Annotated in this window: 10 protein-coding genes; 1 reads left to right on the top strand and 9 read right to left on the bottom strand. The window is 36.1% G+C overall.

Annotated elements, in window-relative coordinates; translation table 11 throughout:
- The coding region (locus DWX26_RS16200; protein ID WP_147398137.1) for a tetratricopeptide repeat protein at window positions 1-1,800 on the top strand (1,800 nt) is incomplete at its 5' end.
- Window positions 1,801-1,911: 111 nt separating this feature from the next.
- On the opposite strand, the gene DWX26_RS16195 is transcribed toward DWX26_RS16200, so the two are convergent.
- From DWX26_RS16195 to DWX26_RS16155, 9 genes are all read right to left on the bottom strand, one after another.
- The gene (locus tag DWX26_RS16195) at window positions 1,912-3,102 is read right to left on the bottom strand and encodes an ABC transporter permease (protein ID WP_055265598.1); all 1,191 of its coding nucleotides are present in this window, start codon (window positions 3,100-3,102) and stop codon (window positions 1,912-1,914) included.
- Complete coding sequence (locus tag DWX26_RS16190; protein ID WP_005338319.1) at window positions 3,095-3,979, bottom strand: ABC transporter ATP-binding protein; 885 nt, start codon at window positions 3,977-3,979, stop codon at window positions 3,095-3,097. Before DWX26_RS16190 ends, DWX26_RS16195 begins: the two co-directional genes overlap by 8 nt.
- Window positions 3,963-4,742 (bottom strand): hypothetical protein, encoded by a 780-nt coding sequence (locus tag DWX26_RS16185; protein WP_117805393.1) that lies wholly within the window; start codon window positions 4,740-4,742, stop codon window positions 3,963-3,965. Before DWX26_RS16185 ends, DWX26_RS16190 begins: the two co-directional genes overlap by 17 nt.
- Window positions 4,729-5,268, bottom strand: coding sequence for an RNA polymerase sigma factor (locus tag DWX26_RS16180; protein ID WP_005348545.1), 540 nt, complete (start codon window positions 5,266-5,268; stop codon window positions 4,729-4,731). Before DWX26_RS16180 ends, DWX26_RS16185 begins: the two co-directional genes overlap by 14 nt.
- 142 nt (window positions 5,269-5,410) lie before the next feature.
- Window positions 5,411-7,960, bottom strand: coding sequence for an ABC transporter permease (locus tag DWX26_RS16175; RefSeq protein WP_118601770.1), 2,550 nt, complete (start codon window positions 7,958-7,960; stop codon window positions 5,411-5,413).
- A 14-nt stretch (window positions 7,961-7,974) separates the two neighbouring features.
- Window positions 7,975-8,655, bottom strand: a complete 681-nt coding sequence (locus tag DWX26_RS16170; RefSeq protein ID WP_055265588.1) for an ABC transporter ATP-binding protein — start codon at window positions 8,653-8,655, stop codon at window positions 7,975-7,977.
- 108 nt (window positions 8,656-8,763) lie between these two features.
- The gene (locus DWX26_RS16165) at window positions 8,764-9,672 is read right to left on the bottom strand and encodes a sensor histidine kinase (protein WP_055265586.1); all 909 of its coding nucleotides are present in this window, start codon (window positions 9,670-9,672) and stop codon (window positions 8,764-8,766) included.
- Complete coding sequence (locus DWX26_RS16160) at window positions 9,669-10,352, bottom strand: response regulator transcription factor (protein ID WP_055265584.1); 684 nt, start codon at window positions 10,350-10,352, stop codon at window positions 9,669-9,671. The genes DWX26_RS16165 and DWX26_RS16160 overlap by 4 nt, the downstream gene beginning before the upstream one ends.
- A gap of 239 nt (window positions 10,353-10,591) precedes the next feature.
- Window positions 10,592-11,353, bottom strand: a complete 762-nt coding sequence (locus DWX26_RS16155; RefSeq protein WP_055265582.1) for a helix-turn-helix domain-containing protein — start codon at window positions 11,351-11,353, stop codon at window positions 10,592-10,594.
- Window positions 11,354-11,410 lie beyond the last annotated feature (57 nt).

Below are 11,410 nucleotides of genomic sequence, written 5' to 3'. Positions count from 1 at the left end.
GACAGTGAGGTTCCGAAACCATGCCGTCATTTTATCGGAAGAGATAAAGAACTGGAAGAATTATATACCATGCTTGAAGAAAACCGCCATGTTTTTCTTTGCGGAATTGCCGGTATTGGAAAAAGCGAACTTGCCAAAGCCTACGCAAAACATTACAAAGATCATTACACTAACATTCTATATGTAGAATATACCGGCAATCTTCATCAGGATATTACTGACATGGATTTTATTGACGATCTGCCGGAAAGCACTGAACAGGAACGGTTTCAAAGACATAACCGTTTTCTGCGTTCCCTGAAATCTGATACTCTGTTGATCATAGATAATTTTAATGTCACTGCTACACAAGACAGCTTTCTGTCAGTAGTATTAAAATATCGCTGCCAGATTTTGTTTACAACCAGAAGCAGACTGGATGAATACTGTACTCTGCCATTAAAAGAAATATCAGATATGAACGCTCTCTTCCAACTGGCATCAGTATTTTATTCAGAGGCAGACACGTACCGGGCAACAGTTGAAAAAATCATCGAAACTGTTCACTCTCATACTTTTGCCGTGGAACTGGCAGCAAAACTTCTGGAAAATGGAATCTCGACTCCAGACCAGTTATTAACAAGACTTCAGGCGGAAAAAGCATCTTTCCATAACGAAGATAAAATTAAAATAATCAAAGATGGACAAAGCAGCAAAGCCACCTATTACAATCATATCCATACGCTGTTTTCTCTATACACTTTATCTCTTAAACAGCAGGATATCATGTGTAATCTATGCTTTCTTCCTTCCACCGGTATTTCTGCCCGTATATTTGCCAAATGGCTGGAACTGCCCACACTAAATGAAATCAACGATTTAATTGAGACTGGTTTCGTTCAGACAACAACACGTCGCACACTCTCTCTGCATCCGATGATTCAGGAAATCACTCTTTCAGAGACAAAACCATCTGTAAGTAGTTGCCACACATTGCTGGATTCTTTACAGCACATATGTTTAATGCATGGAATGGAAGTAGATTATTATAAAAAGCTATTTCAAACAATAGGAAATATCTTAGATCTGATTGAAAAAGATGATATGCCAAAGTATCTGCTTTTTTTGGAAAATGCATTTCCATACATGGATAACTATAACTATCACAAAGGTATGAAGGAAATCATTCAGGAACTGAAGGTACTGTTAAAGACAAAAAGCATTGGCACCGACTCTGACCGGGCGTTATTACTGGATTTTCAGGCAGCCCTTGAAACCCAACCTGAAAAAGCAATAAAACTGGAAAAAAATGCACTTGCCCAGATAGAAAATATCACTGCTGACAATGCTCGCCTCGTTTCTAACCTTCATGCCAATCTTGGAGGACTTTACCGCATGAACGGTTATCCCGATCTTGCAAGAGAACACATGGGAAAAAGTATCTCACTGCTTGACCAATTTAACCTGCTTCATATAAATGACAGCATACCTCAGATTGCCAATTATGCAATGCTCCTAACAGAACAGCAGGAACCCGAAAGAAGAATCTCCGAATTGCAAAAATTATCCGGTATCATCAAGGAATACCATTCCGATGAATGTCTGGATTATGCCAAAGTACAGGAAAACCTTGCAACCATTTATCTGATGACCGCCAATCTTTCACAAGCCAAAACACATTTTAAAAAAGCTTTCAAAATATATGAAAAGATCTGGGCTGATGAGCCTGAAATGATTGAAGCAAAATATCGGGAGATTCAGGAGTTATATCCACAGATTGGATTTTCCATTGGAAAAACTCTATCTGGTCTTTTAACATAATACGTGCAATTTAAGGCGGGCAACTTGCCCGCCTTAAATCTTTAAATTATGCTTTGATTTTTCCAGAAAATATTTTACTTACTTTGTTTTTCATGAGTATGAATACAATTTTTACTTATTTCCGTATCTGCGAAAACTCTTATAAATAAAAGGCAGTAAGGCTATTGCCATCACGGTATACATTACCATTACAAGCGGAATTTGTCGAAATACACAATTCCCAATCTGATAAATAAGTGGGACTTTTACACTTGCCTGTACATTTGTCAAAATTGTTGGTATCAAATTGAAAAGCGTTGTATACCCAGAAAGTGCCCGTCCTATAAATGGCAATAAGCAATATAAAAAGAACGGAATGCAAACAGCGACACTAATTGTATGCATTTTAGCCGCTACTAACATAGACACTGAAGCCGCCAGCATACTGGCTATAAATCCACATACAACTGTCAACAAATAGTATTGTCCATATGACATAATGTAAATACTATATGCCTGATACATTTGATAGGGTGTATTCATACCACTGGTTCCCATAATTCCAAAGCAAATCACACTAAGTAATATAATTCCCATACAATAAATCATAACTGTTGTAACTATTCCTGCCAGTATTTTTGTTTTAACAGCTTTTGTACGTCCATACTTTGTAGAGAAAAATACTGCATCTGCTTTTGTCTGAAAATCATCTGCAAATATTCCAGCACAAATAAAACCAACTATGATTGCCAGAATAATAGAATACGTTTCTACATACATAATCATAGTATCCCATGAACTATAAGATTCGTATTCTACTGGTAATTTTATTTCATTATATTTCTTTTCCAAGTATTTTTTCTGAACAGCAGTCTTTCCATATTCTTCTGCCATCTTTTTCATATTTTTATGATAAGTGTTATAGAACTCTTGTATATTTTCTTCTGTAATTTGATTCAGAACACTTTCATCATATTCTGCATCCGGTGTTAATACCGATATTATAAAACCCCTAATATCATCTATCGGTTGTAATGTCGTTCCGTAAATCGCATTTTCTTCTGAGGATTGTGTCACCGCATTTTTATTTTGTTCTATAACTTTTCCAAGTTCATCTTCTGTCAATGTACCTTTCCATGCTCGTCTGTTATCTGTAAGTTTTCTTGTTGCCATAATTCCAGTACTAGCATTTCCATTCTCATCCACATAGCGATTACTTGTAACTGCAAATCCGCTAAAAATGACAGCAAGTATCAATGCCAATCCGATTGCAAATACATTAATTTTCTTTGAAAAAATTCGTTTTAATTCTAATTTAAGCATCTTGTTTTTCCTCCGATTTTTCTCCAAAATAAAATAGAAATGCATCTTCCAGATTTTTTTCTACAGCCACAGCATCTTCTGTTGGCTTTTCTATTGAAATAATTCTAAGCTCTGCTCCGGTTTTTGTTGTTTTTATATTTCCAACCAAATATTCATTCATATATTTGTCTATCATACTTCTCGAAACATTACATTGCCATACCTTTTCTTTCATAGAAGATACTAAATCTTCCGCAGTACCTGCATAAAAAAGTTCTCCATCTTTCATTAACATAATGTTATTCGCAATGTACTCAATATCCGATACAATATGTGTAGACAAGAGCACCAAACGTTCTTCCGACAATTCACTAATTAAATTACGAAAACGTATTCTTTCATTCGGGTCTAATCCAGCGGTAGGTTCGTCCAGGACAAGAATTTGCGGATCGTTTAACATCGCCTGTGCTATTCCTACACGTCTAACCATTCCTCCAGACAAATTCTTCATTTTTCTTTTACTGAATTTTTCCATTCCTACTTGATTTAATAATTGCTTCACTTTTTTTCTGGCAAACGGCATTTTTAACCCTTTTATAGAAGAAATGTACATCATATAATCATATACGGTCAAATCTGGATAATATCCAAAATCCTGTGGTAAATATCCCAGAACTTCTCGGTATTCACCTCCTAGTTTCCATATATCTTTACCATTCCATAATATTTGTCCTTCTGATGGTTGAACAATCGTACAAAGCATACGCATTAATGTGGTCTTTCCTGCTCCATTTACTCCAAGCAGTCCATAAATTCCTTTTTCCATAACACAATTCACTTTATTAACAGCATTTACTTCTCCGTATTGTTTTGTTACATTTTTAAATTCTAATTTCATACGTGTAATCCTCCAAAATTTTTTCATCAAATACTAATGACTTCTGAACACAAAAAACAAAATATACAAAAGTCAATATCAGCATAGCCACCCATACCGGAGTTACAATTTTCTGATAAATAACATCATTTGCAACAATCATCATCCATAAACCAACCCATACCAGACAAGAAAGCACTGCTATATATTCTGATTTTTCCCATCTGCTGTACAATACACGAAAACATATACAACATGAAACATTTACCGGAAGCAAAAAATTAACCACCAAATCACTTAACGAGAGTATTGTTGTTTGATATGTAATTGCCAAAAACACCATAACGATCACCAGATCCACTACTCCAAACATTAACATTCTTGCTGTACAAATCTGACGCAGTGTGTAATAAGACGCCTGCTCAATCTCAATCGCACCATTTCTTCTGTTTTTCCAAATTTCCGGGATAATCAGAACCACAAATATTGTGGCAGATATTCCCATAATCCTCATCATATCTTTTATGTCTGACGTATAATTACTCAACCATATCCATAGACACATAAGAACACAACCTTGTAAAATCCACCATCTTTTTTTTATGAATTTTGTCTGTTCATACAAAAATTCAAAATAAGATGTTCTATGCGATTGTTTCGATAAAACCGACTCTGACAAAATATTCTGACATGCTTTTACTGTTTTGTTCTCTGCTTCAGCCCTTACATACTTTTCTTCAATCTCCTCTTTATATTCCTTTATTTGTTGCTTATAATTCTTCATCTTTTTTCACCTCCAACTCTTTCATTAAAAGTTCTTTTGCTCTTCCGATTCGATATTTTACAAGAGAAAGTTTGATATGAAGTAATTCTGCAATTTCTCTTTGCTTCAATTCCTGAAAAAAATATAAAACTGCCGTTTCTCTAATTTCTTCCGGTAACTTTCTCACTGCCTGTTCAATAGTTAATCGGACTCCTAGCTCTTCTACATGATTTTTACTACAGTCCTCTGATTTTAGCAGTTCCTCTGATGGAATATCTTTTTTCTTTTTGTAATAATTTTTAACGGTATTTCCGGCAATTGTATAAAGATAATTCTTAACTTTTCCATATTCTTTATATCTATATAAATTGGAAAAGAAACGTGTAAACACTTCTTGTGTCAAATCCTCTGCCTCATATGGATCATTGATATGTAGCAAACAATATTGATATATACTTGAGTAATATTTTTTGACCAGTTTTTCACACGCATCTTCATCTCCTGCTCTTGCTAGATGTACTAACAAAGAATCAGTTTTGTATTCCATTCGCAAATTTGCCTCCCTCTGTTTTCTAAATAATATAACAATCCTACTATAAAAAAAGTTAGGATTCTTTTGTTTTTATTTATATTTTTCTAAAAAGGCGCATGGATTCATCAAATCCATACGCCTAATTTACATATTGTTATTATTCTTTCCGAATCCTTTCAACAATGCTTTCCCGACTCATCTTTTCAAACTGATACTTTGGTATCACATACGCAATCCCAACCAAAATTGGAATCATAAGCACACATGGCACGATTGTAAGATGCAGCCGGAAGAAAAATGCCGTACCGAGCGTATTTACTAAAATCTGCTTTGCTCCAAATACAATTAGCAATACTGCAATCACAAATGCGCCTCCCAAATATAGGAATCCCTCAGTCACTAGCATTTTCGATACCTGTTTTTTCGTCATTCCCACAACTTCCAAAAGTGCCAGTTCTTTTTTTCTGCTGATTACAGAGGTTGCTGTTGTATTAAAGAAATTCATAATGCCAATAAAAGCTAAAATAACAACAAGAAAACTACCGATCATATAATATTTACTGACATACCGCTGAAAGCTCTCTTTCATGTCCAATACAGAAAACACGTTGATCATATCATTTTCTTTCAAAATATTTTTATCAATGTATTCTTTTATCTGCTTGTCCTCGCCCTTCTTTGCATCAATGGCAGCATACATGGCTGATTCATTTCCTGTCTGGGTGATATACTCCTCTTCGGGAACCAATACCGTGATATAGATACAGTCCGCATACGGATAATCCAATGCATATGGCATCAGTGCTTCTCCGATGACTTCGTAATCTTTTTGGTTTCCATTTTTGTAATCCATCTGAAAAATACCCCCAGTCTGATAATAAGAAACCGGACGCTCTGCATATTTATTACCATAATCTACAAGCACATAATTTCCGCTTTTAAATGTATCCCAAGAGCATTTTTCCCCTCTCCATTCTAATTTGTCAAACACCGACTCGCTGATTCCGAGAAAATGAACACTTACTGTATTGGAAGCCTTTGCCTCTTCCCAAACCTGTTTTTCATAATCGTTCCAGTTTTTTTCATATTTATCTGCGAATGCTTCCCATGTTTTCAGAAGTTCCGGCTCCATCTTGTGGGTTTCCTCAGAATAATACACATATCCTGTCTTAGCACTATCAGGACATTCGTCCAGAATCTCTTTGATTTCAGGTGTAATACCGTTGAAATTCGTATTTAACAAACTTCCCGTCATCTGATCCAGTTGAAAATCGGAAGCTAAAAGCACTTTTCGGTAAGAATTAAAATCATATCCCTGCACCAGCATCACGATACAGTTGACAACCACCATAGAAAGAGCGATAGAAAGCATAACAATCAATCCCTTTTTCCAATTTCGTAACACATTTTGAACTGCCATTCCCCACCAGGTTACAGAAGTATTCTTTTTTATTTTCCTATGTGACTGCTCTCCCTCTGCCAAACGCAGAGCTTCCACAGGAGATACCCTTTCCACCATTTTACAAACCTGCAGACTAGAGAGATACACCGTTAAAAGTGTCAAAAGCGCTGCTGCAAGAAAAATCAAAGGATTTGCTGATACTACTGTCTGAGCAGTCTGTCCTGCCTGTGCACTAATTTCAGCATCTGCTGTCAAGGACGGAGCCATACAAAGACCTGCAAGATAACCACAAAGCAATCCGACTGGAATACCAATAGCTGATAATCTCCACGCCTGCATACGTACAATTTTTTTCAACTGCTTTCCCGTTGTTCCCACGTTCTTTAACAATCCGTAAGCCCGGATATCAGTTTTCACAGAAATGTTAAAGATATTATAAATAATCAGGTATCCAGCTAATATAACAAATAGAATCATTATAATTAAGGAAGAAAATGAAAATGAATCCTCTTCAAAGAGATTATATGCCGGATTGACTTCCATTCCTGTCCCAGCTCTCGTAAATCCCGCTGCTTTAGATATCTTTTCCGTTTTCTTTTCCAGATTCCAAAGGTTCTTGTACCAGAGAAAATACTCTTTTCCTCCATTGTAGATACCATTTTCTAATTCTTCCTGCGTAACGGGATAACGATTCTCCTTTGCATAGGCTTCGGATACCCAGACCATCTGACCTAAAACAGCTTTGTCTCCTTGCCAGAATCCACATATCTTAAACGTATCTGTCTTATATTGTTTCAGCATGGGATTTACTTCCCAGGTCAGCGTTACTTCTTCCCCAATCTTTGGTGTAACTCCCAGAGATTCCAATACCATGCTGCTAAGTGCTACTTCATTTTCTTTCTCCGGCAGTCTTCCTGTGGTTGGCAGACAATTAAAACTTTCTGCCGTATTTTCATCTGCATATCGGACCTCTACGGAAAAACCAAACCTTTCGTCCATTCCAGCTCCCAGAAAAATACCGGAACCATATCGCTTAACATCTTCACTCTGTTCGATTGTTTGCTGCAATCGCTTTGCATCTTCTTCTGACAGATTCTGTGCACTGGCATGGGCAGAATCCATAAACTGCTTAATTTCCGTTGCTCTTTTGGAAAGAATCATAGATACACTTCCCACAAAGAGACTTGTGAATAAAAGGGAAGTCAGAATGATTGCAATAACGGCAATAACATTCCTGGCGCGATTCATTTTCATAAAACGACTCGTTAATAATCGCAACGTCTCTTTATTCTCTACTTTTACCATAAAATCGCCCCCTGCTATACCACACCACTGTCTGAAACAATTTTTCCGTCTTCTATCTGTAAAATCCGGTCTGCCATCTGGGCAATCTCTTCATTATGGGTGATCATAACGATGGTTTGGTGAAAACGCTTACTGGTTACTTTCAGAAGCCCTAATACATCCTGACTTGTCTTCGAATCCAAATTTCCAGTCGGTTCGTCAGCGAGCAAAATGGCAGGTTTTGCAGCTAAAGCCCTCGCAATTGCCACTCTCTGCTGCTGTCCGCCGGATAGAGCACTTGGCAGATTTTCCAATTTTGTTCGAATACCAAGTGTATCAATGATTTCATCTACATATTTCTTTTCAATCTTTTTTCCATCCAGCTTCACGGGAAGAATAATATTCTCCCATACATTCAACATCGGAACCAGATTATACTGTTGAAATACGAAACCAATATTCCTGCGTCGGAAAATGGTAAGCTCTTCATCTGTCATATGGCTTAAGTTCTGTCCATCCACAATTACCTGCCCAGATGTTGGATTATCTAATCCTCCAATGATATGAAGCATCGTAGACTTTCCGCTCCCGGAAGTTCCAACAATCGCTACAAACTCCCCCTTTTCCACTTCTAAATTTACACCATCAAGGGCTTTGACTTCTGTTTCTCCTTGTCCATATATTTTTTGTAAATCTACCGTTTTTAATATATTCATGTCTTCCTCCCTGTCTTATATTTTAAAAAAGCCTGTATTGCTCTTTACAATACAGACTTTATCACAACAATGTCTCTATCCGGTTTCTGAAATATCACAGTTTTGATACTATTCCTTTTTTGATATCGGGAGAAACACAGAAAAGATAGAGCCCTTTCCTCTCTCTGATGTCACTTTTATATACCCTTTTTGTGCCTGAATAATCTCTCTTGCAAGGAATAAGCCAATTCCTACTCCTGGCTGGTCTGCCACTGACAGACTCCGATAAAACCTTCCAAATATCTTTGGTATTTCTTCTTTTTCTATTCCAATGCCATCATCAATAATATCAATCTTTACAAAGAAAGAATTCTGCTCAGCTTTTACCTGAACATTTCCCCCACATGCTGTGTATTTAATCGCATTATCTACAATATTTCCGAGTGCCTCCACAGTCCATTTTGGATCACATAGAACATGCAAATCCGTGTCACATAGGCTCAGAGTAATATTCTTCTCCCTTGCTTTCACGCTAACCTGCTGCTGTATGGATTCAAGCATCTGTGTAATAGTAGTATCCTCCGAATGTACTGCGATAATTCCACTCTCCATCCGTGATAATTTGACCAATGATTGTATCAGGAAATCTAATTTCTCTGTCTGCTCCAAAATGGTATCTATCTCCTCCTGATTTTCATGATTTGTTTCAGAGAGTATTTCACCATAAATTTTCAAATTTGAAATAGGAGTCAACGTCTGATGCGCAATGTCGGAAATAAGTTTCTGTATCACTTCTTTTTGTTCCTGTTGGTTCTTTCTTGCCAGAAAGCTACTGTCTAAATGTTGTTTCATGCTGTTTTCAAGAGCAGAGTACTTTTCTTCTGATATTTCTGTCCGTTCCAGTTCTCCATCTATAGCACAATCCAGCATTTGCTGCAGCCGGTTCAAAAGCTTTTTTTCTTTCTGATAAAAAATGCTATGCCAGAAGATTCCACTTAAAACAAATATTCCTACAATCAATATAATTATTTCTATCATCCATTCACCGCCCAGGTATAACCAATTCCATAAACCGTTTTGATATATTTAGGCTTCTGCGTATCATCTTCTAATTTGTCTCTGAGACGTTTAACTGCAACAGTCAGAGCATGAGCATCCACAAACTCTGTATCTCCTTGCCATACCTCGTCAATCAGGTATTCTCGCTTCACTACTTTTCCTCTGTTTTCGCACAGCACTTTCAAGAGTTTTTGTTCTGTCTTACTCAGTTCAATAAGTTCTCCATTTTTGAAAAATTCCATTTTATCGAAATAGAACTCGAATCCATCAAACTCCATAGAATTCTTAACTACTGCATCTTTATTTCTAAGCTGCACAGACACTCTTGCACGCAAAACCATCAAACTAAACGGTTTCGTAATATAATCATTTGCCCCAGCGTCCAATCCTGTTACGATATCTACTTCCATGTTATTTACTGTAAGCAGGATAATCGGCACCTGACTGTTTTTCCTTATTTCTCTTACAAAATCAATCCCATTCCCATCCGGCAAGTTCACATCTAATAAAACCAATGTGATATCTTCCTTTTTCAAGATTTCTCTAGCCTCCTGCAAAGTCTGGCACTGATAAAAGAAATAGGAATCATTCTTCAATGCGAGACGTATTCCATCATTTAATTTTTTGTCATCTTCAACAATCAGTAAGTTTTCACTCATATTTTCTCTGCTTTCTTTCAAATTACGCTAATTGTATCATTGCCAGTTTTATAAATCAAATTATTAAATCAAAATCTCCGGCAGAAATTATCTTATAAACAGAAAAAAGCTCCCGAAGGGGCTTTCCACGTTTTAAATGTACACTAATTCTCTTAACACAACCTCTTCTGCATCATTCCATATTTCCCATGAAGAATGTTGTAAATTAGTACTATCCACAACAATAACAGGTAATTTAATTATTCGTATTTTTTCCCGATAATGTAAATCGAAACTACCATACCGCCTAATATCATAATTAGGAAAATTTTATTCAAAATATCCCATAAAGCTATATTGAAACAATTGATTATTATAATACCTGCAAGAGGATATAAAACAACTGTTGCAAGTATCCATATTTTTAAAGTTGTGCAGATATATATCCAATTTCCATTGTTAAAAGATAAACCAACTAGATGTATTCTAAAAATTCCTTGTGAAACATAATTTATCTTGTTGGCATCATAATATGTTGGTAATATGTCTTTTGCAAAGAAACAAAACCATGCACCAAATAAAAGCATTCCCCCGGTAACTAGCAATATATCCCTTTTCATCTCAGCTAACGAACTTCCAGATACAACTAACATAATAATTTCTGTAATAGATATAAAAAAACATAACAAATATGCTAATATCCAGTTTTTTCTATGCTGGTGAATAGAATCCCTAACAGCCATATCGAGAGAGCCTACTACCAATTCCTCGATTTCTTTTTTATCAATATTTTTCTGTGTATCTATTTTTTCTCCACGTAACAATTCTGTAACGGTAACATCTAATATATCAGCTATTGGTATGAGTAATACGACATTGGGCATACTAAGACCACGTTCCCATTTGCTAACTGTTTTATCTGATACATATAATTTTTCAGCCAAATCCTTTTGAGTTAAATTCTTTTCCTTTCTTAATTCGGTTACAAATAAACCGAATTTTTCATTACTAATCTGATACATATATCCGTCGAGTAGACTTTGTCTCGACTTTTTCACTTCCTTTCATCTATATTCTTT

The sequence above is a fragment of the Blautia sp. AF19-1 genome (genome assembly GCF_003479155.1).
Taxonomy (GTDB): Bacteria; Bacillota; Clostridia; order Lachnospirales; family Lachnospiraceae; genus Fusicatenibacter; species Fusicatenibacter saccharivorans.
The sequence above is the reverse complement of the archived record's forward strand: the minus strand, read 5'-3'. Positions and strand labels throughout refer to the sequence as shown.

What these genes read in the sequence shown, in the direction of transcription:
- DWX26_RS16175 (WP_118601770.1), bottom strand. Translation starts at nt 7,960, where the DNA reads ATGGTAAAAGTAGAGAATAAAGAGACGTTGCGATTATTAACGAGTCGT.
- DWX26_RS16185 (WP_117805393.1), bottom strand. Translation starts at nt 4,742, where the DNA reads ATGAAGAATTATAAGCAACAAATAAAGGAATATAAAGAGGAGATTGAA.
- DWX26_RS16190 (WP_005338319.1), bottom strand. Translation starts at nt 3,979, where the DNA reads ATGAAATTAGAATTTAAAAATGTAACAAAACAATACGGAGAAGTAAAT.
- DWX26_RS16165 (WP_055265586.1), bottom strand. Translation starts at nt 9,672, where the DNA reads ATGATAGAAATAATTATATTGATTGTAGGAATATTTGTTTTAAGTGGA.
- DWX26_RS16155 (WP_055265582.1), bottom strand. Translation starts at nt 11,353, where the DNA reads ATGTATCAGATTAGTAATGAAAAATTCGGTTTATTTGTAACCGAATTA.
- DWX26_RS16195 (WP_055265598.1), bottom strand. Translation starts at nt 3,102, where the DNA reads ATGCTTAAATTAGAATTAAAACGAATTTTTTCAAAGAAAATTAATGTA.
- DWX26_RS16180 (WP_005348545.1), bottom strand. Translation starts at nt 5,268, where the DNA reads ATGGAATACAAAACTGATTCTTTGTTAGTACATCTAGCAAGAGCAGGA.
- DWX26_RS16170 (WP_055265588.1), bottom strand. Translation starts at nt 8,655, where the DNA reads ATGAATATATTAAAAACGGTAGATTTACAAAAAATATATGGACAAGGA.
- DWX26_RS16160 (WP_055265584.1), bottom strand. Translation starts at nt 10,352, where the DNA reads ATGAGTGAAAACTTACTGATTGTTGAAGATGACAAAAAATTAAATGAT.